This is a genomic window from Streptomyces sp. PKA51, assembly GCF_057552455.1.
Genome location: NZ_BAAJPZ010000002.1, coordinates 355,371 through 381,111, shown reverse-complemented (window position 1 = coordinate 381,111; position 25,741 = coordinate 355,371). Strand labels below are relative to the sequence as shown.

The window sequence follows — 25,741 nt, the reverse complement described above, 5'->3', positions numbered from 1 at the left end:
GCCCTGCGGCGTGTCCGAAATAGGATGTTCTGGGTCGGCAGTGTAGAACGGGAGATGTGACGGCAATGGCGGCATTGGCTACGGGGCCTCTCCAGGTCACAGGCGCATGCGCCGTCCCCGGTCCGGGCAGCCCGCAGTGACCGCCGGGACGGACGCGCACGCGCGCGCCGTGCTCGACAAGGCCGCGCACGAGAACTTCCCCGTGGCCCCCTTCTTCGTGCCCCGCGCCTGGCGCCAGGACCTCATGGCCGTCTACGGCTACGCCCGCCTCGTCGACGACATCGGCGACGGTGACCTCGCCCCCGGCGGCCGCGACGCCGAGCTGCTCGGCCTGGACCGTGAGCAGACCGACGACCGCCCCGCCCTGCTGGATGCCTTCGAGGCCGACCTGCGTCGCGTCTTCGACCACGGCGGCACCGGCCCCCGCCACCCCCTCCTGATGCGCCTGCGCCCGACCGTGCGCCGGTGCGGCCTGACCCCCGAGCCCTTTCTCGGCCTCATCGAGGCCAACCGTCAGGACCAGCGGGTGCGCCGCTACGAGACCTACGCGGACCTGCTCGCCTACTGCGAGCTGTCCGCCAACCCCGTCGGCCGCCTGGTCCTGGGCATCACCGGCACCGCAAGCCCCGAGCGGATCCGCCGCTCGGACGCGGTCTGCACCGCCCTGCAGATCGTCGAACACATCCAGGACGTCGCCGAGGACCTGCGGCGCGACCGCGTCTACCTGCCCGCCGAGGACCTGCGGCGCTTCCGCGTCGCCGTGCCCGACCTCGCACGGCCCACGGCCAGCGCATCAGTGCGTGCCCTGGTCGCGTTCGAGGCCGAACGCGCCGGGCGCCTGCTGAATGAAGGGACCCCCCTGGTGGGTAGCGTCCACGGCAGGCTCAAGCTGTTGCTCGCGGGGTTCGTGGGCGGGGGGAGGGCCGCACTCCGTGCGGTCGCCGCCGCGGGGCACGACGTTCTCCCCGGACCGCCCAAGCCCACCAGGCTCAGCATGCTGCGCGCGGTGGGGGCGACACTGCGAAGAGAGGGGTGAGCGGGATCGTGACCGCAACACCGCACGCGTCGCCGCCGGTACTCGCCGCGTACAGCTACTGCGAGGCCGTCACCGGGCAGCAGGCGGGCAACTTCAGCTACGGCATCCGACTGCTGCCGGCCGCGAAGAGGCGGGCCATGTCCGCCCTGTACGCCTTCTCCCGGCGCGTCGACGACATCGGGGACGGCCCCCTGGACGCCGAGGCCAAGCGGCTGCGCCTGGAGGACGCCCGCACCACGCTGGAGCGCATCCGCGCAGGCGAGGTCGACGAGGACGACACCGACCCGGTGGCCGTCGCGCTCGCCCACGCCGTGCGCCGCTTCCCCATCCCCATCGGCGGGCTCGACGAGCTCATCGACGGCGTCCAGATGGACGTGCGCGGCCAGACCTACGAGACCTGGGAGGATCTCGCCGGCTACTGCCGCTGCGTGGCCGGGGCCATCGGCCGGCTCTCCCTCGGCGTCTTCGGCACCGTCCCCGGCGCCCGGGACGCCGCCCGCGCACCCGAGTACGCCGACACCCTGGGCCTGGCCCTGCAGCTCACCAACATCCTGCGCGACCTGCGCGAGGACGCCGAGGGCGGCCGCACCTACCTGCCCGCCGAGGACCTCGCCAAATTCGGCTGCTCCGCCGGCTTCGCCTCCCCCCGGCCCCCGGCCGGGGCCGACTTCACCGGCCTGGTGCAGTACGAGGTCCGCCGGGCCCGCGCGCTGTTCGCGGAGGGCACCCGGCTGCTGCCCATGCTCGACCGGCGCAGCGGCGCCTGCGTCGCCGCCATGGCCGGCATCTACCGCCGGCTGCTGGAGCGCATCGCCGAGGACCCCGGTGCCGTGCTGCGCGGCCGCGTCTCGCTGCCCGGCCGGGAGAAGGCCTTCGTCGCCGTGCGCGGACTGTCCGGGTACGACGCCCGCAGCGTCCACCGGCAGACCGCCAGGGGGCGCGCTTGATGACCCGCCCCCGCGATGGCGAGCGGTGTGCAACCCTCCGCCCGGCCCTCGCGTCCCTGACAGCAGCCGAGGGGAAGCGCGCATGACAGCACACGACACCACCCGGCCCCGTACAGACGCAGCAGGCCGCCCCGACGGGGCGGCCGCGGTAGTGATCGGGGGCGGGCTCGCCGGCATCACCGCTGCCCTCCGGCTCGCCGCCGCCGGCGTCCGCGTCACCCTGCTCGAAGGCCGGCCCCGCCTGGGCGGGCTCGCCTTCTCCTTCACCCGCGGCGAGCTGAGCATCGACAACGGCCAGCACGTCTACCTGCGCTGCTGCACCGCCTACCGGTGGTTCCTCGACCGCGTGGGCGCCTCCCACCTCGCCCCCCTGCAGGACCGGCTCGACGTGCCCGTCCTCGACGTCGGCCACCCCTCGGGCCGGCCCCGCCTGGGCCGGCTGCGCCGCACCGCCCTGCCCGTGCCGCTGCACCTGGCGGCCAGCCTCGCCACCTACCCCCACCTCTCGCTCGCCGAGCGGGCCTCCGTCGGCCGCGCCGCGCTCGCCCTGCGCACCCTCGACCCGGCCGACCCCGCCCTCGACGGCACCGACTTCGCCACCTGGCTGCACCGCCACGGCCAGTCGCCCCGCACCGTCGAGGCCCTGTGGGACCTGGTGGGCATCGCCACCCTCAACGCCACCGCCGACCAGGCCTCCCTCGGCCTGGCCGCCAAGGTCTTCGGGACGGGGCTGCTGTCCGAGCCCGGCGCCGCCGACATCGGCTGGGCCCGCGTCCCCCTCGGCGAGCTGCACCACACCCGCGCCGGCGCCGCCCTCGACGCGGCCGGCGTGCGCACCGCCCTGCGCACCCGCGCCACCCGCATCACCCGCCTCCCCGACGGCACCTGGCAGGTGGACGCCGAATCGGGCCCGCAGCGCGGCGAGAGCCTCACCGCGGACACCGTGGTGCTGGCCGTGCCCCAGCGCGAGGCCCACGCCCTGCTGCCCGCCGGCGCCCTGGACGAGCCCGACCGGCTGCTGCGGATCGGCACCGCGCCCATTCTCAACCTGCACGTCGTCTACGACCGCAAGGTGCTGCGGCAGCCCTTCTTCACCGCCCTCGGCTCTCCCGTGCAGTGGGTCTTCGACCGCACCGACTCCTCCGGCCTGGCCGCGGCCGGCGGCGGCCAGTACCTCGCCGTCTCCCAGTCGGCCGCCCAGGACGACATCGACCGGCCCGTCGCCGAACTGCGCGCGCGGTACCTGCCCGAGCTCGAGCGGCTGCTGCCCGCCGCCCGCACCGCGGTCGTGAAGGACTTCTTCGTCACCCGCGAGCGCACGGCGACGTTCGCCCCCACCCCGGGCGTCGGCCGGCTGCGGCCGGACGCCCCCACGAACGCGCCCGGCCTCTACCTGGCCGGAGCGTGGACCGCCACCGGCTGGCCCGCGACCATGGAGGGCGCGGTGCGCAGCGGTGCGAGCGCCGCCCGCGCAGCACTCTCCGAGCTCGGCCGGCCGCAGCAGGACCCCCTGCAGGAGGCGGCGGTATGAACCAGCGAGCCCTCAAGGAGCGCGTCCCGCCGGGCGGGCCGCGCACGAGCACGACCACCAGAGGAGAGACCGTGACATCGGCGATCCCAGCTGTCGACACCGCGGGCGTACGCGCCCTGCTGGAGCGCGGACGGACGCTTGCCACGCCGGTGCTGCGTGCCGCCGTGGCCCGGCTCGCCGCACCCATGGACACCGTCGCCGCCTACCACTTCGGCTGGATCGACACCGACGGCCGGCCGATCGACGGCGACCAGGGCAAGGCCGTCCGGCCCGCCCTCGCCCTGTTGTCGGCCGAGGCCGCCGGCGCCCCCGCCGAGGTGGGCGTCCCCGGCGCCGTCGCCGTCGAGCTGGTGCACAACTTCTCGCTGCTGCACGACGACCTGATGGACGGCGACGAGCAGCGCCGCCACCGCGACACCGTCTGGAAGGCCTACGGGCCCGCCCAGGCCATCCTCGTCGGCGACGCCCTGTTCGCCCTCGCCAACGAGGTGCTCCTCGAGCTCGGCACCGTCGAGGCCGGCCGCGCCACCCGGCGCCTGACCACGGCCACCCGCAAGCTCATCGACGGCCAGGCCCAGGACATCTCCTACGAGCACCGCGAGCGCGTCACCGTCGCCGAGTGCCTGGAGATGGAGGGCAACAAGACGGGCGCCCTGCTGGCCTGCGCCGTGTCCATCGGCGCCGTCCTCGGCGGCGCCGACGAGGCCACCGCCGACCGGCTGGAGGCCTACGGCTACCACCTGGGCCTGGCCTTCCAGGCCGTCGACGACCTGCTGGGCATCTGGGGCGACCCGGTGGCCACCGGCAAGCAGACCTGGAGCGACCTGCGGCAGCGCAAGAAGTCCCTCCCGGTCGTCGCCGCCCTCGCGGCCGGCGGCCCGGCCTCGCAGCACCTCGCCGGCATCCTCGCCGCCGACGCGAAGCTCACCGACGCCCAGCTGGCCGACTTCGACGAGGAAGAATTCGCCAGCCGGGCGGCGTTGATCGAGGAGGCGGGCGGCCGGGAGTGGACCTCCCAGGAGGCCCGCCGCCAGCACGCCACCGCCGTCGAGGCCCTCGAAGGAGTCGACATGCCCGCCGCGGTCCGCGCCCAGCTGACCGCCCTCGCCGACTTCGTCGTCGTACGGAAGAGTTGATCGCCCATCACCTGATACCTGGACGCGGTCGCCGGCCGGTGCCCGTGTGCGCGGCACCGGCCGAGGCGGAACCCCGAAGTACGGCAGTCACAGCAGTACGGCAGAGAAGGAACTCACTGCACTAGGGGACACCACATGACAGCGACGACCGACGGCACCGGGGCTCCGCCGCCCCGCGCGGCCGAGGCCGACCCGAGCACGACCGTCCTGCGCAACCCCACGGCGCCCCCCGGGCCGCCGAAGATCCAGGAGGCGGCGGCCCGCGCCGCCGCCCGCGCCGCCGAGCACCTGCTGGCCCGCCAGGACGAGCAGGGCTGGTGGAAGGGCGACCTGGAGGCCAACGTCACCATGGACGCCGAGGACCTGCTCCTGCGGCGCTTCCTCGGCGTCGACGACGAGCGGACCACCGCGGCCGCCGCCCGCTGGATCCGCGCCCAGCAGCGCCCCGACGGCACCTGGGCCACCTTCCACGGCGGCCCCGGCGAGCTGTCCGCCTGCATCGAGGCCTACGTCGCCCTGCGGCTCGCCGGCGACGACCCCGCCGACCCCCACATGGCCGCGGCCGCCGCCTGGATCCGCGAGCACGGCGGCATCGCCGCGAGCCGCGTCTTCACCCGCATCTGGCTCGCCCTCTTCGGCTGGTGGCGCTGGGAGGACCTGCCGGAGCTCCCGCCCGAGATCATGTACCTGCCGAAGTGGTTCCCGCTGAACATCTACGACTTCGGCCAGTGGGCCCGGCAGACCATCGTCCCCCTGACGGTCGTCTCCGCCCTGCGCCCCGTGCGGCCCGGCCCCTTCACCCTGGACGAGCTGCACACCGACCCGGGGCGGCCGAACCCGCCGCGCCCGCTCGCCCCGGCCGCCAGCTGGGACGGCCTCTTCCAGCGCCTGGACAAGGCGCTGCACGCCTACCACCGGCTGCCGCTCGCCCCGCTGCGCCGGGCCGCCCTGAACACGGCGGCGCGCTGGATCATCGAGCGGCAGGAGAACGACGGCTGCTGGGGCGGCATCCAGCCGCCCGCCGTCTACTCGGTCATCGCCCTGCACCTGCTGGGCTACGACCTGGACCACCCCGTCCTGCGCGCGGGACTGGCCTCGCTGGACCGTTTCGCCGTCTGGCACACCGGCGCCGACGGCGAGCCCGTGCGGATGATCGAGGCGTGCCAGTCCCCGGTCTGGGACACCTGCCTGGCCGTCACCGCCCTCGCCGACGCCGGCCTGCCGGCCGACCACCCGGCCCTGGTGCGCGCCGCCGACTGGATGCTCGACGAGCAGATCACCCGCCCCGGCGACTGGACCGTGCGCCGCCCGCACCTGGAGCCCGGCGGCTGGGCGTTCGAGTTCCACAACGACACCTACCCCGACATCGACGACACCGCCGAGGTCGTCCTCGCCCTCAAGCGGGTGCACCACCCCGACCCGGACCGCGTCGAGGCGGCGGTGCGCCGGGCCGCCCGGTGGGCGGTCGGCATGCGCTCGCGCAACGGCGCCTGGGGGGCGTTCGACGCCGACAACACCAGCACCCTGCCCAACAGACTGCCCTTCTGCGACTTCGGCGAGGTCGTCGACCCGCCCTCGGCCGACGTCACCGCCCACGTCGTGGAGATGCTGGCCTTCCTCGGCAAGCAGCACGACCCCCGGGCCCGGCGCGGCATCGAGTGGCTGCTGGCGGAGCAGGAGGCGAGCGGCGCCTGGTTCGGCCGGTGGGGCGTGAACTACGTCTACGGCACCGGCTCGGTCGTTCCCGCCCTGACGGCCGCCGGGCTGCCCGCCTCCCACCCCGCGGTGCGCCGGGCCGTCGCCTGGCTCACGAGCGTGCAGAACCCGGACGGCGGCTGGGGCGAGGACCTGCGCTCCTACCGCGACCCCGCCTGGATCGGCCGCGGCGCCTCCACCGCCTCGCAGACCGCCTGGGCCCTGATGGCCCTGCTGGCCGCGGGGGAGCGCGAGAGCGAGGCCGTCCAGCGCGGGGTGCTCTTCCTGGCGGAGACCCAAGGGGAGGACGGCGCCTGGGACGAGCCGTACTTCACCGGCACCGGCTTCCCCTGGGACTTCTCCATCAACTACCACCTCTACCGCCAGGTCTTCCCGCTCACCGCACTCGGCCGCTACCTGCACGGCGAGCCCTCCGCCGCCCCACGGCTGGAGGGCTGATGACCCACGGCACGGACACGCCCGCCCCCGCACCGCTGCTGATCGCCTGCGCTCTCGGCATCGAGCGGCTGGCCCTGCGCGGGGGCGCGAGCGGTGCCGCCGGGCCCGTGACCGTACTGCGTACGGGCATGGGGCCGCAGGCGGCGGACCGTGCCGTCACCCGGGTCCTCGCCGAGGCCCGCCGGCAGGGCGGGATGCGCGACGCCGCCGTCATCGCCACCGGCTTCTGCGCCGGGCTGGCGCCGGGGATGCACCCCGGCGACCTGGTCGTCGCCGACGAGACCCGCGACGCCGCCGGGCGCACCGAGTGCGTCGGGGTCGAGCTGCTGGCCAAGGAGCTCACGCGGGTCGCCCCCCGGCGCGTCATCCACACCGGACCGCTCGTGGGCTCGGACCACGTGGTGCGCGGCGCCGAGCGGGCGGCCCTGCACGCCTCGGGCGCGCTGGCGGTGGACATGGAGTCCGCGGCCACGCTCCGAAGCGCCGTCCGCGCCGGGGCACGCCCCGTTGCCGCCGTAAGAGTGGTCGTGGACGCTCCGGAACACGAACTCGTACGTATCGGGACGCTGCGCGGTGGAATATCAGCCTTCCGCGTACTGCGCACCGTCCTGCCGGCTTTTTTCGAATGGCACCGTTCTTTGCTGCTCCCCAGGAGGTGAGCCAGATGGCCATGCCGCTCCGCCAGACCATCAGGGTAGGAACCTACCTCTTCGAACAGAAGCTGCGGCGGCGGGAGAAGTTTCCGCTGATCGTGGAGCTCGAGCCGCTGTTCGCCTGCAATCTCAAGTGCGAGGGGTGCGGCAAGATCCAGCATCCCGCCGGCGTGCTCAAACAGCGCATGCCCGTTGCCCAGGCGGTCGGCGCGGTGCTGGAGTCCGGCGCCCCGATGGTCTCCATCGCCGGCGGCGAGCCCCTGATGCATCCTCAGATCGACGAGATCGTGCGCCAATTGGTGGCCCGGCGCAAATACGTCTTCCTCTGCACCAACGCCCTGCTGCTGCGGAAGAAGATCGAGAAATTCACCCCGTCCCCCTACTTCGCCTTCGCGGTGCACATCGACGGTCTGCGGGAGCGGCACGACGCGTCGGTGGCGAAGGAGGGCGTCTTCGACGAGGCGGTGGAGGCCATCAAGGAGGCCAAGCGGCGCGGCTTCCGCGTCACCACCAACTCCACCTTCTTCAACACCGACACCCCGCAGACGGTCGTCGAGGTGCTCAACTACCTCAACGACGAGCTCAAGGTGGACGAGATGATGATCTCGCCCGCCTACGCCTACGAGAAGGCCCCCGACCAGGAGCACTTCCTCGGCGTCGAGCAGACCCGCGAGCTGTTCCGCAAGGCGTTCTCCGGCGGCAACCGGCGCCGCTGGCGGCTCAACCACAGCCCGCTGTTCCTCGACTTCCTGGAGGGCAAGGCGGACTTCCCCTGCACTGCCTGGGCCATCCCCAACTACTCCCTCTTCGGCTGGCAGCGCCCCTGCTACCTGATGAGCGACGGGTACGTGCCGACGTACCGCCAGCTGATCGAGGAGACCGACTGGGAGAAGTACGGCCGCGGCAGGGACGAGCGGTGCGCCAACTGCATGGCCCACTGCGGCTACGAGCCGACGGCCGTCCTGGCCACCATGGGCTCCCTCAAGGAGTCCCTGCGCGCCGCACGCGAGACCGTCTCCGGGAACCGGGGGTAGGGGCCGTGTCCACCACGGAGCCGGTCTCCCTGGGCCTGCCCCCGGTGCCGCCCCGGCCGCTCGCGGAGCGCCGCCCCTCGCGGCGCATCCAGGTCGGGACGGTGCCGGTCGGCGGGGGCGCACCCGTCTCGGTGCAGTCCATGACCACCACGGTCACCGCGGACATCGGCGCGACCCTGCAGCAGATCGCCGAGCTGACGGCCTCCGGCTGCCAGATCGTGCGGGTCGCCTGTCCCTCCCAGGACGACGCCGACGCGCTGCCGGTCATCGCCCGCAAGTCGCAGATCCCGGTGATCGCGGACATCCATTTCCAGCCGAAGTACGTCTTCGCCGCGATCGACGCCGGGTGTGCGGCGGTGCGCGTGAACCCGGGCAACATCCGGCAGTTCGACGACAAGGTCAGGGAGATCGCGAAGGCGGCCGGTGACGCGGGCGTCCCGATCCGCATCGGTGTGAACGCCGGCTCCCTGGACAGGCGCTTGCTGGAGAAGTACGGCAAGGCGACGCCGGAGGCCCTGGTGGAGTCCGCCCTGTGGGAGGCGTCGCTGTTCGAGGAGCACGGTTTCCGCGACATCAAGATCTCGGTGAAGCACAACGACCCGGTCGTGATGGTCAACGCCTACCGTCAGCTGGCCGCCCAGTGCGACTACCCGTTGCACTTGGGCGTCACCGAGGCGGGCCCGGCCTTCCAGGGCACCATCAAGTCCGCCGTCGCCTTCGGCGCCCTGCTCTCCGAGGGCATCGGCGACACGATCCGGGTGTCGTTGTCGGCGCCGCCGGCGGAGGAGATCAAGGTCGGCATCCAGATCCTGGAGTCCCTGGGCCTGCGCCAGCGCCGGCTGGAGATCGTCTCCTGCCCGTCGTGCGGCCGGGCCCAGGTGGACGTGTACAAGCTCGCCGACGAGGTCACCGCGGGTCTGGAGGGGATGGAGGTGCCGCTGCGGGTGGCCGTGATGGGCTGTGTCGTCAACGGTCCCGGTGAGGCCCGTGAGGCCGACCTCGGTGTCGCGTCCGGCAACGGCAAGGGCCAGATCTTCGTCAAGGGCGAGGTCATCAAGACCGTTCCCGAGTCGAAGATCGTGGAGACCCTCATCGAGGAGGCCATGAAGCTCGCCGAGAAGACCGGGACCGACGGCGGCCCCTCCGGGCCGCCCGCCGTCACCGTCGTCTGAACGGCGGCGGCAACAGGAACGAGCCCGCACTGCCGGGCCGACCAAGGAGGAGGGGGCCGGCGTGTCGTTGCTGGAGAACATCCGCGGTCCACGCGACCTGAAGGCACTCGACGCAGAAGAACTCACCGACCTCGCCGAGGAGATCCGCCACTTCCTGATCCACGCCGTGGCCAGGACCGGCGGCCACCTGGGACCGAACCTCGGCGTGGTGGAGCTGACCATCGCCCTGCACCGGGCCTTCGACTCGCCCGCGGACCGCATCCTGTGGGACACCGGCCACCAGTCCTACGTCCACAAACTGCTCACCGGCCGCCAGGACTTCTCCAAACTGCGCGGCAAGGGCGGCCTGTCCGGCTACCCCTCCCGCGAGGAGTCCGAGCACGACGTCATCGAGAACAGCCACGCCTCCACCGTGCTGGGCTGGGCCGACGGCCTGGCCAAGGCCAACCAGGTCCTCGGCCGCTGGAACCGCCACGTCGTCGCCGTCATCGGCGACGGCGCCCTGACCGGCGGCATGGCCTGGGAGGCGCTGAACAACATCGCCGTCGCCAAGGACCGCCCGCTCGTCATCGTCGTCAACGACAACGAGCGCTCTTATGCGCCCACCATCGGCGGCCTCGCCGATCACCTGGCCACCCTGCGCACCACCGACGGCTACGAGCGCTTCCTCGCCCGCGGCAAGGAGGCCCTGCTGCGCGTGCCGGGCGTGGGCCGGCCCGTCTACGAGTCGCTGCACGGCGCGAAGAAGGGCTTCAAGGACACCTTCGCGCCCCAGGGCATGTTCGAGGACCTGGGCCTGAAGTACCTCGGCCCCATAGACGGCCACGACATCGCCGCCGTCGAGTCCGCGCTGCGCCGGGCCAAGCGCTTCCACGGGCCCGTCCTGGTGCACTGCCGTACGCAGAAGGGCCGCGGCTACCGGCCCGCCCTGGAGCACGAGGCGGACCGCTTCCACACCGTCGGCGTGATGGACCCGCTCACCTGCGAGCCGCTGTCCCGCCCCGCCGGGGTGTCCTGGACGTCGGTCTTCGGCGAGGAGATGGTGCGCATCGGGGCCGAGCGGCCCGACGTCGTGGCCCTGACGGCGGCCATGCTGGACCCGGTGGGCCTGACCCGGTTCGCCGAGGCGTACCCGGACCGGGTCTGGGACGTCGGCATCGCCGAGCAGCACGCCGCCACCTGCGCGGCGGGCCTGGCCACCGGCGGCCTGCACCCGGTCGTCGCCGTCTACGCCACCTTCCTCAACCGCGCCTTCGACCAAGTACTGATGGACGTGGCCCTGCACAAATGCGGGGTGACCTTCGTCCTGGACCGCGCCGGGGTCACCGGCACCGACGGACCCAGCCACAACGGCATGTGGGACATGTCGATCCTTCAGGTCGTCCCCGGCCTGCGGATCGCCGCCCCGCGCGACGCCGACCAGCTGCGTGCCCAGCTGCGCGAGGCCGTCGAGGTCGACGACGCCCCCACCGTCGTGCGCTTTCCCAAGGAGAACGCGGGCGAGCCCGTCCCCGCCGTCGGCCGCGTCGGCGGCATGGACGTCCTGGCCGGCTCGGCCCGGACCCCCTCCGACGTGCTCCTCGTCGCCGTCGGGGCCATGGCACCGGTCGTGCTGGACGCGGCCGAGCTGCTGCGGGCCCGCGGCACCGGCTGCACCGTCGTCGACCCCCGCTGGGTCAAGCCCGTCGACCCGGCCCTGCCGCCGCTGGCCGCACGGCACCGGCTGGTCGCGGTGGTGGAGGACAACAGCCGCACCGGCGGCGTCGGCTGGGCCGTCGCCCAGGCCCTGCGGGACGCCGGCACCCACGTGCCCGTACGGACCTTCGGCATCCCCGAGCAGTTCCTGGCGCACGCCAAGCGGTCCGAGGTGCTCGCCGACGTCGGGCTCACGCCGGCCGAGATCGCCGGGCAGATCAGCGCCGCCCTGGCCCGGGCGCAGGACCAGGCCGCGCGGGCCGCGGCCGCGAAGGAGACGAGCGAGGCATGACCTCCGAGGGCACCAAGGGATTCGACCTGGCCCGGCTGCTGGCCGAGCGCGGCGGCGAACGCTACGACCTGCACGCCCGCCACCTCAACCACCAGCTGCCGCGCATGCTGCACACCATCGGCTTCGACAAGGTCTACGAGCGGGCCGAGGGCGCGTACTTCTGGGACGCCGACGGGCACGAGCACCTCGACATGCTCGCCGGCTTCGGGGTCATGGGCCTGGGCCGGCACCACCCCGTCGTGCGCAAGGCACTGCACGACGTCCTCGACGCCTCCCTCGCCGACCTCACCCGCTTCGACTGCCCCCCGCTGCCCGGCCTGCTCGCCGAGCGGCTGCTGTCGTACGCCCCCCACCTGAATCGGGTCTTCTTCGGCAACAGCGGCACCGAGGCGGTGGAGACCGCTTTGAAGTTCGCCCGGTACGCCACCGGCCGGCCGCGCATCCTGTACTGCCGGCACGCCTTCCACGGCCTGACGATCGGCTCGCTGTCCGTCAACGGCGAGGACGGCTTCCGCGACGGCTTCGCGCCCCTGCTGCCCGACACCGCGGTGCCGCTCGGCGACCTGGCGGCGCTGGAGCGGGAGCTGGCGCGCGGCGACGTCGCGGGGTTCGTGATCGAGCCGGTCCAGGGCAAGGGCGTGCACGTCCCCCCGCCCGGCTACCTGCGGGCGGCGCAGGAGCTGCTGCACCGGCACAAGGCCCTGCTCATCGCGGACGAGGTGCAGACCGGCATCGGCCGCACCGGGGAGTTCTTCGCCTACCAGCACGAGAGCGGCGTCGAACCGGACCTGGTGTGCGTGGCCAAGGCCCTCTCGGGCGGCTACGTGCCCGTCGGCGCCACGCTCGGCAAGGACTGGATCTTCAAGAAGGTCTACTCCTCCATGGACCGGGTGCTCGTCCACTCGGCCAGCTTCGGCTCCAACGCCCAGGCGATGGCGGCCGGTCTGGCGGTCCTCGCCGTCATGGAGGACGAGCAGATCGTCGCCAACGCCCGCACCACGGGCGAGCTGCTGCGCTCCCGCCTGGCGGCCCTGACCGGCACCTACGAGATGCTGCACGACGTGCGCGGGCGCGGACTGATGATCGGCATCGAGTTCGGCCGGCCGAAGTCGCTGGGCCTGCGCAGCCGCTGGACGATGCTGCAGGCGGCCCGCAAGGGCCTGTTCGCCCAGATGGTCGTGATCCCGCTGCTGCGCAAACACCGCATCCTCACGCAGGTCTCGGGCGACCACCTGGAGGTGATCAAGCTCATCCCGCCGCTGATCATCGGCGAGCGCGAGGTCGACCGCTTCGTCGACGCCTTCACGTCGGTCATGGACGAGGCCCACGAGGGCGGCGGCCTGATGTGGGACTTCGGCAAGACGCTGATGAAGCAGGCGATGGGGAAGTGACGCCGGTCTTCTAGGCGGACAGCAGTCGCTCCTGCAGCCGCTCCCGCGTGCCGGGTGCCAGGCCGAGCCCCTCGGAGAGGTACCGCTCGGTGGACCCCCACGTCTGCGCGACCGCGGAGAACGCCGCCCCCAGGTACGAGGCCCTCGCCTCGAACAGCGGGGACAGCAGCTCCATGACCTCCGGCGGAGCCGCCCCGTCCGCCCGCCGCACCACGTACCGCCGGTGCGGCGCGTTGGACTCCAGGTAGTCGGCCTCGATCACCTCCGGCTCCACCCCGAGGGCGAGCAGCGTCACGGCGATCGACAGCCCCGCCCGGTCCTTGCCGGCGGCGCAGTGCATCAGGGCGGGGACGCTGTCGTCGGCGAGGGCGTGCAGCACGCGGCTGTGCTCGGCGGTGCGGGTGACGATCATCGTGCGGTAGGAGTCGGCCATCCGCTCCGCCGCCCGGCCCTCGCCGAGGACCGCGCGCAGGGTGGCCAGGTCGCCGTCGCGCACCATCCGCCAGAACTCGCTGCCGTCGGCCGGGTCCGACAACGGGATGTTGACGTTCCGCACGCCGGTGAGCTCGACGTCCGGGCCTTCGAGGGCGATGTCGGCCGCGTTGCGGAAGTCGAAGACCGTGTGCAGTCCGAGCGACTGGAGGAAGGCCGCATCCGCCTCGGTGGCGTGCGCGAGGTGGCCGCTGCGGAAGAGGACGCCGGGCCGCACGTGCCGTCCCCCGGCGGCCGGCAGGCCGCCCAGATCGCGGAAGTTGCGCACTCCCGCGAGCTCGGGTTCGGTCGACGGGGCGGGCGGTGTCCAAGTCACGTGCTGCTCCCTAGGGAAAGATGCGGCGCCGATGCGACACCGCATCGTATTCCGCACGGCGCGAGATTGCCGGGGTGGGATACATCACGGCACGTCAACCCCTGGTTACGGTGGCGTAGGTCACTTGCGAAGGTGAAAGATGTGCTGACGTGGCAGACGATTCGCATTCATTCAGCAAGAGCGCAATCGGGTCGTACGCGGCCGTCGGGGACAGCTTCACCGAGGGCGTCGGCGACCCGGGACCCGACGACACGTTCATCGGCTGGGCCGACCGGCTGGCCATCCTGCTGTCCGACCAGCAGCCGGAGCACACCTTCCGGTACGCCAACCTGGCCGTGCGCGGCCGCCTCCTGGACCAGATCGTCGAGGAGCAGGTGCCCCGGGCCAAGGAGCTCGGGCCGGACCTCGTCACCTTCTGCGCCGGCGGCAACGACATCCTGCGCCCCGGCAGCGACCCGGACGACGTGGCCCAGCGCTACGAGGCGGCCGTGGCCGAGCTGCGCGCGACGGTGGGCACCGTACTGCTGTGCACCGGCTTCGACACCCGCGGGGTGCCGGTCCTGCGGCACCTGAGGGGCAAGATCGCGACGTACACCGCCCATGTGCGGGCCATCGCCGACCGGCACGACTGCCCGGTGCTCGACCTGTGGTCGCTGCGCTCGGTGCAGGACCGCCGCGCCTGGAGCGAGGACCGGCTGCACCTGTCGGCGGACGGTCATACGCGCGTGGCGCTGCGCGCCGCGCAGGTGCTGGGCCTTGACGTGCCGGCCGACCCGGACCAGCCGTGGCCGGACGAGGGGCAGCGCTCGGCCGCCGAGGTGCGGCGCGACAACATCCACTGGGCCCGGGAGCACCTGGTGCCGTGGATCGGGCGCCGGCTGCGCGGCGAGTCCTCGGGGGACAACGTCGAGCCCAAGCGCCCGGACCTGCTGCCGCTGTAACGCGCGGCCGCAACCGGCTCCCTGCGGGCCCGCGGTGCGGGCCCGTTCAGGGCAGCCGTCTGTGCGGCACGTCCGCCCAGACGACACGGCCGTGGCCGCTGTCGTCGGGCCGGACGCCCCACGCCGCCGACAGGGCGCCGACCAGGAGCAGTCCGCGTCCGCTCTCCTCGTCCGCCCCGCTGCAGCGCACCCGTGGTTCCGTCGGGGCGTGTCCTTGGTCGGCGACCTCGATGCGCAGCGCCGCCCTGCTCACCCGCAGCCGGCAGCCGACCTTGTCGCTGTCGGTGTGCCGCACGGCGTTGGTGAACAGTTCCGAGACCACCAACTGTGCGTCGTCACAGGCGCTTTCGTCGATTCCCCACTCCCGCAGCCGCGCGAGAACTCGTTTTCGCGCCTCCGCCACCGAGGCGTTGAGGGCCGGGAAGTGGAAGGCGTCCTGCAGATGGCCGATGAGATAGCTGCCGCAGAGCCCGGGCGAGGGTGCGTCATGGGAGGGGACCACGCCGCAACTATGTGCGATGTGTGCGAGCTGTGGCAAGGTTCAATCTGTAAATTGCAGAATCGCAAGGACAGTCTGTCGGGTCGACAAGCTGCGTGGCACACTGCTGGCATATGACGGCAGTTGGAGGGGATGGACAGTGGCGGACGCGCGTCCGGCGGGGGCCGCGACGGTCCTGAGGGTCGTGCTCGGCAAGCGGCTCCAGGACCTCAGGGAAAAGGCCGGCCTCTCCTACGAGGAGGCCGCACGCGCCTTGGACGTCACCCACGCCACCGTCCGGCGGATGGAGAAGGCCGAGGTCGGGCTGAAGATCCCGTACGTGGAGAAGCTGCTCCGCGTCTACGGGGTGAGCGACCCGCAGGAGGTGGAGGGCTTCCTCGCACTGACCCGCGAGGCCAACCGCCCCGGCTGGTGGCACCGCTTCCGGGACGTCCTGCCCGAGTGGTTCAGCGCGTTCGTGAGCCTGGAGCAGGAGGCCAACCTCATCCGCGCCTACGAACCGCACTACGTCCCCGGCCTGTTGCAGACCGAGGACTACGCCCGGGCCGTGCTGCGCGCCGGCATGCCGCACGCCCCCCAGGCGGACGTGGAGCGCGCCGTCGCCGTGCGCCGGGAGCGCCAGGGCCTGCTCACCCGGGAGCGGCCGCCCCTGCTGTGGGTGGTGATGGACGAGACCGTGCTGCGCCGGCCCATCGGCGGGCCGGACGTGCTGCGGGCCCAGATCGACCGGCTGATCGAGGCCAGTGAGATGCCGCACGTCCGCCTGCAGTTCATGCCGTTCGCCGCCGGCCCGCACCCGGCGATGTACGGGCCCTTCCACATCTTCCGGTTCCCCCTCCATGAGCTTCCGGACATCGCGTACGCGGAGAACCTCGTCGGTGCCTCCTACTTCGACCAGCGCGAGGACGTCTCGTCCTTCCTGGAGGCACTGGACCGGATGTGCGCGCAGGCCGCGCCGGCACACACCACCAAGGCAATCCTGGGTGGCATTCGTAAGGAGATCTGAATCCATGGATCCGGACCACGTCTACAACGGCATGCCCGCCTCCGACCTCGGCACCGAGGGCTGGAGCAAGCCGTGGAGCGGCGGCAACGGCGGCAGCTGTGTCGAGGTCATGAGACTGGTGGACGGGCGCGTGGCACTGCGCCAGTCCACGGACCCCGAGGGTCCCGCTTTGATCTACACGCGTCACGAGATGGAGACCTTCATCCGCGGCGCCAAGGCCGGCGAGGCCGACTTCCTGCTCGCGGGGCACTGACCGCGCCACCGCACGCACGAACGGGGGAGAGAACATGCGAAGCAAAGGGGACAGGGCGTGGGTGAGCAGGGCATGAGCGAGCAGGGCGTGGGCGAGTGGGGCTTCGACGGGCGCTTCGGCGGCCCGGGCCTGGAGGCGGGGGGCTTCACGGCCGAGGAGATCGACACCAGCAGACCGCACCCGGCCCGCATGTACGACTACTACCTCGACGGCTGGGACAACTACGAGGTCGACCGCCTCGCCGCCGAGCAGGTCATCGCGGCCCACCCGCAGGTGCGCCTGTCCGCCCGCGCCAACCGGGCCTTCCTGCGCCGGGCGGTGCGCGAGGCCGTGCGCGGCGGCATCCGGCAGATCCTCGACATCGGCACCGGCATCCCCACCTCGCCCAACACCCACGAGGTCGCGCGCGAGGAGGCGGACGGCGTCCGGGTGGCGTACGTCGACAACGACCCCATCGTGGCCACCCACGCCGGGGCCAAGCTCACCAACGAGGGCGGCGCCGGCTTTGCGCTCGCGGACGTACGGCAGCCCGAAACGATTCTGCAGAACGCGGTGGTCCGCGATCTGATCGACTTCCGCGAGCCCGTCGCCCTGCTGCTCGTCGCCGTCATGCACTTCGTGAAGGACGAGGAGGACCCCGCCGGCATCATCGCCACCCTCGGCGACGCCCTGCCCGCCGGCAGCCTGCTCGTCCTCTCCCACGCCACGGAGGAGCCCTACGCCGGCTACGCCCGGGGGCGCACCGACGTCGTGGCCCGCGACGGAGTGCTCGACGTCTACAAGAACGCCACCGCCGCCCTGAACCTGCGCGGGCGGGCCGCGATCGAGCCGCTCTTCGGCGACTTCGCGCTCCTGGAGCCGGGCCTGGTCCGGGTGCCGCTGTGGCGCCCGGACGGCCCGGTGCCCGGCCCCGAGGAGCTGAGCAACACCGTCTTCTACGGCGGAGTGGGCCGCAAGGGCTGACTCAGGCGCCGGGGCGGGCCGGGACCTCGCAGCTGTCCTTGAAGCCCTGACTGGTCAGCCCCAGCGCCGAGTTGATCCGGGAGCGGAGATTCTCCACGGCCACCATCGCGGTGAGCTCGACGAACGCCGCCTCGCCGAGCTGCCGCCGCAGCCGCTCCGCCAGCTCGTCCTCCACGGCCGGCGGGGTGGCGCTCATCGCCTCGGCGTACTCCATGACGTCGCGCTCCAGCGGCGTGTAGGCGTCGCTGGAGCGCCACTGCGGCACGTCCCGCAGCTTCTCGGGCGCCATGCCCTGGCCGTGGCTGATCCAGTAGCCGAAGTCCATGCACCAGGAGCAGCCGATCGCTGCCGCCGACGCCATCACGGCGAGCTCCTTCAGCCCGCTGTCCAGCTTGTTCCACCGGGCCAGCGACATCTCGAAGCGGGCATCGGTCATCAGCACCTTGCGGTTGTGCCCCATGGCCAGCAGGGGATCGATGACCTTGCCGTACGTCCGCTTGCTGTACCAGGCGACGAGGCGGTTGACCAGCGTACGGGGCGGGGTGAGGGACACACGGGCCATGGCGGTGCCTTCCGGGGAGAACGATTGCTGTCACCCGTACGACGAATCGGGACCCCCCGGATGTGACATCACCGGGTGAAAATCTTTTTGCCGGTGCCCCGGCCTAGGCTGGCCGCATGGACGGTGAGCTCTTCCCCCGGCCCGTGACCGAGGTCGCCCCGGGCGCGGTGCACGTCCCCGGCTGGCTGGACGAGGCCGCCCAGCGCCGCCTCCTGGCGGCCTGCCGCGCCTGGGCCCGGCCCCCGGCGGGCCTGCGCACGGTGCGCATGCCCAGCGGCGGCGAGATGTCGGTGCGCACGGTCGGGCTGGGCTGGCACTGGTTCCCCTACGGCTACGCCCGCACCGTCGTCGACGGCGACGGCGCGCCGGTCAAGCCGTTCCCCGCCTGGCTGGACGACCTGGCGCGGGCCGCGGTGGCGCACGCGTACGGCCGCCCGGCCGGTCCCGAGGCGTACGACATCGCCCTGGTGAACTTCTACGACGCCGACGCGAAGATGGGCCTGCACCGCGACACCGACGAGAAGTCCGCCGCGCCCGTCGTCTCGCTCAGCCTGGGCGACACCTGCGTCTTCCGCTTCGGCAACACCGAGGGCCGCACCCGGCCCTGGACGGACGTCGAGCTGCGCAGCGGCGACCTGTTCGTCTTCGGCGGTCCCTCCCGGCTCGCGTACCACGGCGTGCCGCGCATCCTGCCCGGCACGGCACCGGCCCCGCTGGGCCTGACGGGACGGCTGAACATCACCCTGAGGGTCAGCGGGCTGGATCAGTAGCGGACCGGCTCAGTAGGCGAGTTCCGCGAGGACGGGCGCATGGTCGCTCGGCTGCTTGCCCGCCTTCGGCTGCTCGCCTGTGCTCTCCAGTGGCTCGCCGGCGCCCGTGAACACCTGCTTCACCCGGGCCAGCAGGGAGTGGCTGACCAGGATGTGGTCGATGAGCTCCTTCTCGCCCTCGAAGACGCGGGAGAAGGCGTTCTTCTTGATCAGCGGAGCCAGGTTCCACAGCCGCATCGCGTCCCCCGGGTCCGGCTTCGCCGCACCCCGCGGATGGTCCAGCTGGGAGCCGGGCGGGCCGTGGAGGATCTGGGTGGTGGCCGCCTTGGGCCCGTCGTTGAAGTCGCCCAGCACGACCACGTCGCGCGTGTCGCCCTGGCCCCCCAGGAGCCGGTCCGCCAGCGCCCGTACGGCTGCCGCCTCCGCACCCCGCCGGAAGAGCGCGTACGCGCCGACGCGGGCGCGCTCGCCCTCGTCGTCCGTGTCGAACCGCTCCCGGCCCGGGTGCTGCTTGTCGGGGAACTTCAGGAGCTTCGACTTCAAGTGGCAGACCGCCACGTGCAGCTTGTGCCCCGGGGCCGGCTCGATCTCCACGGCGAGGACGCCGCGGCCCATGGTGTGGATCGTGTCGCCGTCGTCCCCGCTCTGGACCGGCAGGAGCAGCTCGGGGAAGTCGGTCGTGTCGTCGAGGCGCTTCATCGGCTTGCGGCTGAGGAAACCGACCCGGATGTGGTGGTGCGGAGCCTTGTCGGGGTGCTGGGACGTCAGCACGTGCCACTGCCCGTCCAGGCGCTCGACCAGGTCGTCGAGCGCCTTCGGGTCGAGCACCTCCTGCACGCCGAGCAGCACGGGATCGAGGCGGTTGATGGTGGAGGCGAGCCCGTCGAGCTTCGCCTCGTACGCCGCCTCGTCCTCGGGGGTGCCCGTTGTGGCGTCGGGTCGAGCCAGGTTCTGCAGGTTCCACGTGCCGATGACCACCATGCCTCCAGTCTTTTCATCGGACTTACGGCGGAGGGGCGCGGTCGGCCGGGACGCGCCCGGGCGATCACCCGCCCGGCCGAAGGCGGCAATGCGCTCGGCGGATAATGGGCCGGTCCGACCGATGTGCTCCCTGGAGGTGCCGTGACCGGCTCCCGTCCGTACCGCTCGCCCCTCGATTCGCTGCGCCCGGCCGCCTTCGGCGCCGATCCGGCGGGGGAGCGGATGGCGCGCATCCGGCGGTCGCCGCACTTCGCGGACGGCTCCTTCGTCAACCCCGAGGGCACCCGGCGCACCCCCTCCGGCTCGATGCTGGCGTTCCTGCCCACCTACTTCCGTGCGGAGGAGCGCCGCCGCCGCGCCCCCGCCCACGCCGTGCCCGTGCACCCCACGACCGTCGCCGACCTGGCCGTCCCCGCCGCCTCCGGGCTGCGGCTGACGTGGATGGGGCACTCGAGCGTCCTGGCCGAGATCGACGGGCACCGGGTGCTGTTCGACCCGGTGTGGTCCGAGCGCTGCTCGCCCTTCGCCTTCGCCGGACCCCGCCGCCTGCACCCCGTCCCGGTGCCGCTCGCCGAGACCGGGCCGCTGGACGCCGTCGTCATCTCCCACGACCACTACGACCACCTGGACATGCCCACCGTCCGGGCCCTGATTCGCAGCGGCGCCGCCTTCGTCGTCCCCCTGGGCGTCGGCGCCCACCTGGAGCACTGGGGAGTACCGGCCGGGCGCATCACCGAGCTCGACTGGCACGAGCAGGCGCGCGTCGGGGGCCTGACCCTCACCGCCACCCCGGCCCGGCACTTCTGCGGGCGCGCCCTGCGCAACGCCCAGCACACGCTGTGGGCGTCGTGGGCCGTCGCCGGCGACACGCACCGCATCTTCCACAGCGGTGACACCGGCTACTTCCCCGGCTTCGCCGCCATCGGCGCGCAGCACGGTCCGTTCGACGCCACGATGGTGCAGATCGGCGCGTATTCGGAGTTCTGGCCGGACATCCACATGACGCCCCGGGAGGGCGTGCGGGCGCACACCGACCTGCAGGGCGGGGACGCCTCCGCGGGTGTCCTGCTGCCGATCCACTGGGGGACCTTCAACCTCGCCCCGCACCCGTGGGAGGAGCCGGCCGAGGACAGCGTCACCGCCGCCCGGGACGCCGGTGCCCGCCTGGTCGTGCCGCGGCCCGGGCAGCCGTTCGAGCCGGCCGTGGGCCTGCCGTTCGACCCGTGGTGGCGTGCGGTGGCGGCGCGGCCCGCGGGGGCCGGCCCGGTGGTGGAGGAGGGTGGCCCGGAGGCCGCTGCGCCGGCCGACGTCGCGCTGCAGGCCTGAGGGTCGCCCCGGGGAACCGCCGCCGACATTGGCGGAATCTCGCACAACTGTGCGCGTATGTCTTGTCAGGCATGCGGACGGGACGCTTCAATGCCCGGGCCGAGGTTAGGAAACCTTCCTAACACCGTGTCAGCAGGGTCCGAAGCCACCCCCGGGAACGGAGTTCCGCATGCCCGCACGCGCCACGAAGAACGCCACGAAGAAGACGACAACGACCAGGACCACCCGCCTCGCCCTGTGGGGCGTGGCCGCCGCCCTGCCCGCCTCGCTGCTCCTGGCGGGCCCCGGGCTGGCCGCGTCGTCCCCGGCCGCCGCGCCGTCGGCCGCCGCCCGGACGCAGGGCGCCGGCCTCGACGACCCGCACAAGAAGGACATCGCCATGCGGCTGGTCTCCAGTGCGGAGAACTCCTCGCTCGACTGGCGCGCCCAGTTCACCTACATCGAGGACATCAAGGACGGCCGCGGCTACACCGCCGGCATCATCGGCTTCTGCTCCGGCACCGGCGACATGCTCGAACTCGTCGAGCGCTACACCCGGCAGAAGCCCGGCAACCCCCTGGCCGCGTACCTGCCCGCCCTGCGCAAGGTCAACGGCACCGACTCCCACGCCGGCCTCGGCAAGCCCTTCGAGGACGCCTGGCACAAGGCCGCCGAGGACAAGGCCTTCCAGGACGCCCAGGAGGCCGAGCGCGACCGCGTCTACTTCGACCCCGCCGTCCGGCAGGCCAAGGCCGACGGCCTGCGCGCCCTGGGCCAGTTCGCCTACTACGACGCCATCGTCATGCACGGCCCCGGCACCGGCCGCGACAGCTTCGGCGACATCCGCAAGAAGGCCCTCGCCAAGGCCAAGCCCCCGGCTCAGGGCGGCGACGAGCGCACGTACCTGAGCGCCTTCCTGGACGCGCGCAAGGCCGCCATGAAGCACGAGGAGGCGCACAGCGACACCAGCCGCGTCGACACCGCGCAGCGGGTCTTCCTCGACAACGGCAACCTCGACCTGGAGCCGCCGCTGAAGTGGAAGGTCTACGGCGACTCCTACGAGATCAAGCAGTAACGATCCTTCCACGGCCGGGGCGGCTGCAGGCTCCCGCCGCCCCTTGCAGGCCGCTGCGGCCCGGGCGCCCCCCGGTGGAGGCGCCCGGGCCGCAGCGGCCCTTGTGGCGTCAGTGCGCCGGGTGCTCCATGTCGCAGCACGAGTCCCGGCGCAGTTGCCGGCCGATCGCCAGCCAGTCCGGGCGGTCCGCGCCGGCGCGCAGCGCCGCGACGGCCGGAGTGCGCTCGTACGCGGCGACGAGCGCGCGCTGCTCGAACTCCACGCCCCCGCGCAGCACCGACGTCGTGCGCACGAGGGTGTCGAAGTCGGCGAAGGGGTCGCCGTCGATCACGGCGGCGTCCGCCAGCTTGCCCTCCTCCAGCGTGCCCAGGTCCTTCTCCACGCCGAACGCCCGCGCCGGCAGCACCGTCGCCGTGCGCAGCGCCTGCGCGGCCGACAGCCCGTACCGGTGCAGCGCCCGCAGCCCCATGTGCAGCGACAGGCCCACCGGTACCAGCGGGGCGTCCGTGCCCAGGGCCACGATGCCGCCGCCCGCCAGCACCGTGCGGTAGACCTCCACCTCGCGCTCCAGCGTGGCCAGCTGCTCCTCGGTCGGCGGCTTGGCGGCGGTCTGCTCGACCAGCGCGATGTCCCACGGCGGCGTCAGCACCGTTATCCGCGGGTCCTTCGCCAGCGCCGGGTCGGCACCCAGCAACGGCATCGAGGTGAAGATCGTCGCGACCATGTGGAAGTCCGTGGCCGTGTAGATCTCCGCCAGGTCCTGGTAGGCCCGGCCCGTGGCCGTCGTCGCGTGCCCGAACTCCAGGCGTTGGGTGGCCTGCAGATGGGTCGTCAGGTCCTGCCCCAGCTGCACGCCGGGCGAGCACAGGTGGCTGCCGCTGCGCACCCCCAGACGCTCGTGCGCGAAGCGCGCCGCTTCCTCCATGAGCCAGCCCGGCGCCCGGACGTAGGTCTTGACGAAGTCCCAGTCCAGGGCCGCCGCCCGGGTCAGCGAGCGGCGCAGGCCCTCGCGCGTGCGGTGCGCCCGGCCCATGCTGTACGCGACGCGGGAGCCGTCGAGCAGCTCGCCGGCGGTCAGCAGCCGCGGCCCGGCCAGCTCCCCGGCCGCCACCGCCTCGCGCAGCCGCGCCTGCTCGTAGGCGAAGCCGCCGAACGAGACGGCCGTGGTGATCCCGTACGCCAGCTGTATGGCGGTCTGCCGGCCGCCGTAGACGTACTGCCACGGGTGCGTGTGGGCGTCCCACAGGCCCGGGATCACCGTCCGCTGCGAGGCGTCGACGGTGCGCCGGGCCGCCCGCCGGGGCCGGTGCGGCTCGACGGCCGCGATCCGGCCGTCCCGCACGACGAGGTCGACGTCCTCGCGCACCTCCGAGCCCGTGCCGTCCCACAGCCGGCCGGCGTGCACCACGGTGTCGACGGGTGCCGGGCGCCGGTAGTCCAGGGCGACGGGCACCGTGCGCACGGAGCCGGTCGCGGTGTCCAGCAGCCGCAGCCGCCCGGCGGACAAGTACAGGATCCGGCGGCTGTCGGCCGCCCACGACGGGTGGTCGGCGGCCTCGTCCGTCAGCCGCCGCGCCTCGCCGTCGGGGGTGCCGTCGGGGCGCACGGGCAGCAGCCACAGTGCGGACTCGCTGATCACCGCCATGGTGCGGCCGTCCGGCGACCAGACCGGGCCGGAGTCGTAGCGGTCGGAGATCGAGGCGTGCGGGGCGAGCGCGTGCAGCCGGGCCCGGCCGGTCGTGGTGTCGACGACGCGGATGAGGTTGTAGCCCTCGCGGAAGCGCTGGTTCAGGCGGTTGCGGTCGCAGAACGCGACGTACCGCCCGTCCGGCGACCAGCTCGGTCTGCCGGGCAGCCCGCCCGCGCCCAGCGGGGCGGCCAGCACCTTCTCCGTGCCGGCGGCGAGCTCGCGAACCACGATATTTCCCGACATGTCGACGCATGCCAGCCGGCTGCCGTCCGGCGACAGCGCCGGCAGCGAGCGCCCGCCGCCCGCCAGGACCGTCTCCGCGCCAGTGGCCAGGTCGCGGCGGCGCACCGCCAGCAGCCCGTCGCGGTCGTCGGCGTAGATCAGCGCCCGGCCGTCGCGGGAGAAGGACGGTGCGAACAGGTAGCGCGTCGGGTCCGCCTTCACCAGCCGCCGTGGCGTTCGGCCGCCGGAGACGTCGGCCAGCCACAGCGAGTTCAGCGCGGCGAACACCACCCGGCGGCCGTCCGGCGAGAGCGCCGGCAGATGCAGCGACCGTACGGGCCGCACGCCGCCGCCCTCGGCGGCGAAGTCGTACCGCTTCACGTCGTACCGCGGCCGGGACAGCGGCAGCCTCGCGCGGAACGGAATCGTGACCGCCGGCACCCCGTGACCGGTCGCCGGCGGGGTGGGCGCGGGAGCGGCCGAGGGGTGCGGCAGGTCGTCCGCCGGAGCCGTGCCCGCCCCGGCGGGCACCTGCACGATCGTGAAATGCCCGCCGACGGTCAGCAGCACCTCGCCCCGCGAGACCCACCGCGGGGGCACCGGCTCCACGTCCCCCTCGACCGGCACCGCCGCCCCGTCCACGACCAGCGTGCAGGAGGCGGCCGGCGCGGCCGTCGTCCGCAGGTACGCCAGCCGGCCGTCGGGGGAGACCGCCGGGGTCATCACCTGCGCGGCCGCCGCCTCGGTGTGCTCGACCCGCACCGGACCGCGCCCGTCCGCCGCCACCGACGCGACCGTGCGGGACTGCAGCGCAGTGCCCTCCACCCGGCCGCGCACGAACAGCAGCCGCCGGCCGTCGGGCGACCACACCGGGTCGAAGTCCTCCCAGGCCCCCTCCTGCCCCGGGCCCTCCTGCCCGGGCAGCCCGGTGACCTTGGTCAGCGCGCCGGTACGGACGTCCACCACCCACACGCGGTACGGGCTGCCCGCCACCGGGTCGCCGTCCCGCTCGGAGGCGAACGCGATCCGCGTGCCGTCCGGCGACCACGCCGGCCCCCGGTCGTCCCACGGCCCGTCCGTCAGCTGCCGCAGCCCCGAGCCGTCGGGCCGCAGCACCCAGATGTGGAAGCCGCCACCCCGATACGCGCAGACCGCGAGCTGCCGGCCGTCCGGCGCGTGCACCGGCCGGGTCGGCTCCAGGTCGGCGGGCGTGATCGCCACCGCCTCCCCGCCCTTCCGCGGCACCGACCACAGCACGTTCTGCACCTCGGCGACCAGATGCCGCCCGTCCGGCGCCATGGACGCGGCCCCATTGGTGGCGGCGGTGAAGGACAGCACGTCCGACCGCCCGCCCCGCCCGGCGGCCAGGGCCTCCGCGGCCACCCCCGGCAGCGCGACGCCCGCCCCGGCCACGACGGCACCCCCCGCCGCGGCCTGCAGGAACCCGCGACGGGAGAGGGCGGCGGAGGCCGCCGCCGCGATGTGGGTGTCCGTGTCCAACTTTCCTCCTGGTCCAGGGGAGTTGCATGAGGCGGAAGGTCATATGCAAAAGGTGATCGTTGCATGCCTCATGTGGCCGGGGTCAACACCCTGGAGTCCGGAAAGGGGGAAGTGCGCGGATTTGA

General features: G+C 73.3%; 22 protein-coding genes. 17 read left to right on the top strand and 5 right to left on the bottom strand.

The genetic code is table 11. The annotated features are described in order from the left end of the window. Positions 1 to 106 precede the first annotated feature (106 nt). From hpnC to AC27L3_RS04035, 10 genes are all read left to right on the top strand, one after another. A complete protein-coding gene (hpnC, locus tag AC27L3_RS04080; protein WP_487232612.1) occupies positions 107 to 1,036 on the top strand; it encodes a squalene synthase HpnC in 930 nt (309 codons plus the stop codon). Beyond that, on the top strand, positions 1,033 to 1,983 hold the full coding sequence (hpnD, locus tag AC27L3_RS04075; protein WP_487232611.1) for a presqualene diphosphate synthase HpnD: 951 nt from the start codon (positions 1,033 to 1,035) through the stop codon (positions 1,981 to 1,983). The genes hpnC and hpnD overlap by 4 nt, the downstream gene beginning before the upstream one ends. An 82-nt stretch (positions 1,984 to 2,065) precedes the next feature. Next, positions 2,066 to 3,514: a hydroxysqualene dehydroxylase HpnE gene (gene hpnE, locus AC27L3_RS04070; protein ID WP_487232610.1), complete on the top strand. Its 1,449-nt coding sequence runs from the start codon at positions 2,066 to 2,068 to the stop codon at positions 3,512 to 3,514. Beyond that, a complete protein-coding gene (locus AC27L3_RS04065; RefSeq protein ID WP_487232609.1) occupies positions 3,511 to 4,650 on the top strand; it encodes a polyprenyl synthetase family protein in 1,140 nt (379 codons plus the stop codon). Before hpnE ends, AC27L3_RS04065 begins: the two co-directional genes overlap by 4 nt. A 135-nt stretch (positions 4,651 to 4,785) precedes the next feature. Further along, positions 4,786 to 6,804 carry a squalene--hopene cyclase gene (shc, locus tag AC27L3_RS04060; protein ID WP_487232608.1) on the top strand — a complete coding sequence of 673 codons (2,019 nt, stop codon included), beginning with the start codon at positions 4,786 to 4,788 and terminating at the stop codon, positions 6,802 to 6,804. After that, positions 6,804 to 7,463, top strand: coding sequence for a phosphorylase family protein (locus AC27L3_RS04055; protein ID WP_487232607.1), 660 nt, complete (start codon positions 6,804 to 6,806; stop codon positions 7,461 to 7,463). Before shc ends, AC27L3_RS04055 begins: the two co-directional genes overlap by 1 nt. A 5-nt stretch (positions 7,464 to 7,468) precedes the next feature. Continuing rightward, positions 7,469 to 8,491: an adenosyl-hopene transferase HpnH gene (gene hpnH / locus AC27L3_RS04050; protein ID WP_365966535.1), complete on the top strand. Its 1,023-nt coding sequence runs from the start codon at positions 7,469 to 7,471 to the stop codon at positions 8,489 to 8,491. A 5-nt stretch (positions 8,492 to 8,496) separates the two neighbouring features. Further along, complete coding sequence (gene ispG, locus AC27L3_RS04045) at positions 8,497 to 9,663, top strand: flavodoxin-dependent (E)-4-hydroxy-3-methylbut-2-enyl-diphosphate synthase (protein WP_487232606.1); 1,167 nt, start codon at positions 8,497 to 8,499, stop codon at positions 9,661 to 9,663. 61 nt (positions 9,664 to 9,724) lie between these two features. Further along, complete coding sequence (gene dxs / locus AC27L3_RS04040; protein WP_487232605.1) at positions 9,725 to 11,650, top strand: 1-deoxy-D-xylulose-5-phosphate synthase; 1,926 nt, start codon at positions 9,725 to 9,727, stop codon at positions 11,648 to 11,650. Further along, a complete protein-coding gene (locus AC27L3_RS04035) occupies positions 11,647 to 13,041 on the top strand; it encodes an aspartate aminotransferase family protein (protein WP_487232604.1) in 1,395 nt (464 codons plus the stop codon). Before dxs ends, AC27L3_RS04035 begins: the two co-directional genes overlap by 4 nt. Before the next feature lie 10 nt (positions 13,042 to 13,051). On the opposite strand, the gene AC27L3_RS04030 is transcribed toward AC27L3_RS04035, so the two are convergent. After that, entirely contained in the window at positions 13,052 to 13,849 is a 798-nt protein-coding gene (locus AC27L3_RS04030; RefSeq protein WP_487232603.1) for a tyrosine-protein phosphatase, read from the bottom strand. Positions 13,850 to 13,998: 149 nt separating this feature from the next. Between AC27L3_RS04030 and AC27L3_RS04025 the strand changes: the two genes are divergently transcribed. Further along, the gene (locus AC27L3_RS04025) at positions 13,999 to 14,790 is read left to right on the top strand and encodes an SGNH/GDSL hydrolase family protein (protein WP_487232602.1); all 792 of its coding nucleotides are present in this window, start codon (positions 13,999 to 14,001) and stop codon (positions 14,788 to 14,790) included. Between the two features lie 46 nt (positions 14,791 to 14,836). On the opposite strand, the gene AC27L3_RS04020 is transcribed toward AC27L3_RS04025, so the two are convergent. Next, positions 14,837 to 15,292 carry an ATP-binding protein gene (locus AC27L3_RS04020; protein ID WP_487232601.1) on the bottom strand — a complete coding sequence of 152 codons (456 nt, stop codon included), beginning with the start codon at positions 15,290 to 15,292 and terminating at the stop codon, positions 14,837 to 14,839. A gap of 136 nt (positions 15,293 to 15,428) precedes the next feature. Between AC27L3_RS04020 and AC27L3_RS04015 the strand changes: the two genes are divergently transcribed. The 3 genes from AC27L3_RS04015 to AC27L3_RS04005 all read left to right on the top strand — a co-directional run bounded on the left by AC27L3_RS04015 (position 15,429) and on the right by AC27L3_RS04005 (position 17,511). Then, positions 15,429 to 16,295: a helix-turn-helix domain-containing protein gene (locus AC27L3_RS04015; RefSeq protein WP_487232600.1), complete on the top strand. Its 867-nt coding sequence runs from the start codon at positions 15,429 to 15,431 to the stop codon at positions 16,293 to 16,295. Between the two features lie 4 nt (positions 16,296 to 16,299). Further along, a complete protein-coding gene (locus tag AC27L3_RS04010; RefSeq protein ID WP_344436535.1) occupies positions 16,300 to 16,548 on the top strand; it encodes a DUF397 domain-containing protein in 249 nt (82 codons plus the stop codon). Positions 16,549 to 16,620: 72 nt separating this feature from the next. Then, complete coding sequence (locus AC27L3_RS04005) at positions 16,621 to 17,511, top strand: SAM-dependent methyltransferase (protein WP_487232804.1); 891 nt, start codon at positions 16,621 to 16,623, stop codon at positions 17,509 to 17,511. 1 nt (position 17,512) lies between these two features. Here AC27L3_RS04005 and AC27L3_RS04000 read toward each other — a convergent pair whose 3' ends face one another. Next, a complete protein-coding gene (locus AC27L3_RS04000; RefSeq protein WP_487232599.1) occupies positions 17,513 to 18,073 on the bottom strand; it encodes a carboxymuconolactone decarboxylase family protein in 561 nt (186 codons plus the stop codon). Between the two features lie 116 nt (positions 18,074 to 18,189). On the opposite strand from AC27L3_RS04000, the gene AC27L3_RS03995 reads away from it, so the two are divergent. Next, positions 18,190 to 18,843 (top strand): alpha-ketoglutarate-dependent dioxygenase AlkB family protein, encoded by a 654-nt coding sequence (locus AC27L3_RS03995; protein WP_487232598.1) that lies wholly within the window; start codon positions 18,190 to 18,192, stop codon positions 18,841 to 18,843. 9 nt (positions 18,844 to 18,852) lie between these two features. On the opposite strand, the gene AC27L3_RS03990 is transcribed toward AC27L3_RS03995, so the two are convergent. Beyond that, a complete protein-coding gene (locus AC27L3_RS03990; RefSeq protein WP_487232803.1) occupies positions 18,853 to 19,821 on the bottom strand; it encodes an endonuclease/exonuclease/phosphatase family protein in 969 nt (322 codons plus the stop codon). Positions 19,822 to 19,965: 144 nt separating this feature from the next. Between AC27L3_RS03990 and AC27L3_RS03985 the strand changes: the two genes are divergently transcribed. Both AC27L3_RS03985 and AC27L3_RS03980 read left to right on the top strand, forming a co-directional pair. Beyond that, positions 19,966 to 21,150 (top strand): MBL fold metallo-hydrolase, encoded by a 1,185-nt coding sequence (locus AC27L3_RS03985; protein ID WP_487232597.1) that lies wholly within the window; start codon positions 19,966 to 19,968, stop codon positions 21,148 to 21,150. Between the two features lie 169 nt (positions 21,151 to 21,319). After that, positions 21,320 to 22,204, top strand: coding sequence for a chitosanase (locus tag AC27L3_RS03980; protein ID WP_487232596.1), 885 nt, complete (start codon positions 21,320 to 21,322; stop codon positions 22,202 to 22,204). Positions 22,205 to 22,313: 109 nt separating this feature from the next. On the opposite strand, the gene AC27L3_RS03975 is transcribed toward AC27L3_RS03980, so the two are convergent. After that, positions 22,314 to 25,616 carry an amidohydrolase family protein gene (locus AC27L3_RS03975; protein WP_487232595.1) on the bottom strand — a complete coding sequence of 1,101 codons (3,303 nt, stop codon included), beginning with the start codon at positions 25,614 to 25,616 and terminating at the stop codon, positions 22,314 to 22,316. Positions 25,617 to 25,741 lie beyond the last annotated feature (125 nt).

Excerpts from the sequence above, each read along its gene's own strand:
- hpnC (WP_487232612.1), top strand. The coding sequence starts at position 107 with ATGCGCCGTCCCCGGTCCGGGCAGCCCGCAGTGACCGCCGGGACGGAC.
- hpnE (WP_487232610.1), top strand. The coding sequence starts at position 2,066 with ATGACAGCACACGACACCACCCGGCCCCGTACAGACGCAGCAGGCCGC.
- AC27L3_RS04065 (WP_487232609.1), top strand. The coding sequence starts at position 3,511 with ATGAACCAGCGAGCCCTCAAGGAGCGCGTCCCGCCGGGCGGGCCGCGC.
- shc (WP_487232608.1), top strand. The coding sequence starts at position 4,786 with ATGACAGCGACGACCGACGGCACCGGGGCTCCGCCGCCCCGCGCGGCC.
- AC27L3_RS04055 (WP_487232607.1), top strand. The coding sequence starts at position 6,804 with ATGACCCACGGCACGGACACGCCCGCCCCCGCACCGCTGCTGATCGCC.
- hpnH (WP_365966535.1), top strand. The coding sequence starts at position 7,469 with ATGGCCATGCCGCTCCGCCAGACCATCAGGGTAGGAACCTACCTCTTC.
- AC27L3_RS04035 (WP_487232604.1), top strand. The coding sequence starts at position 11,647 with ATGACCTCCGAGGGCACCAAGGGATTCGACCTGGCCCGGCTGCTGGCC.
- AC27L3_RS04010 (WP_344436535.1), top strand. The coding sequence starts at position 16,300 with ATGGATCCGGACCACGTCTACAACGGCATGCCCGCCTCCGACCTCGGC.
- AC27L3_RS04005 (WP_487232804.1), top strand. The coding sequence starts at position 16,621 with ATGAGCGAGCAGGGCGTGGGCGAGTGGGGCTTCGACGGGCGCTTCGGC.
- AC27L3_RS04000 (WP_487232599.1), bottom strand. The coding sequence starts at position 18,073 with ATGGCCCGTGTGTCCCTCACCCCGCCCCGTACGCTGGTCAACCGCCTC.
- AC27L3_RS03995 (WP_487232598.1), top strand. The coding sequence starts at position 18,190 with ATGGACGGTGAGCTCTTCCCCCGGCCCGTGACCGAGGTCGCCCCGGGC.
- AC27L3_RS03980 (WP_487232596.1), top strand. The coding sequence starts at position 21,320 with ATGCCCGCACGCGCCACGAAGAACGCCACGAAGAAGACGACAACGACC.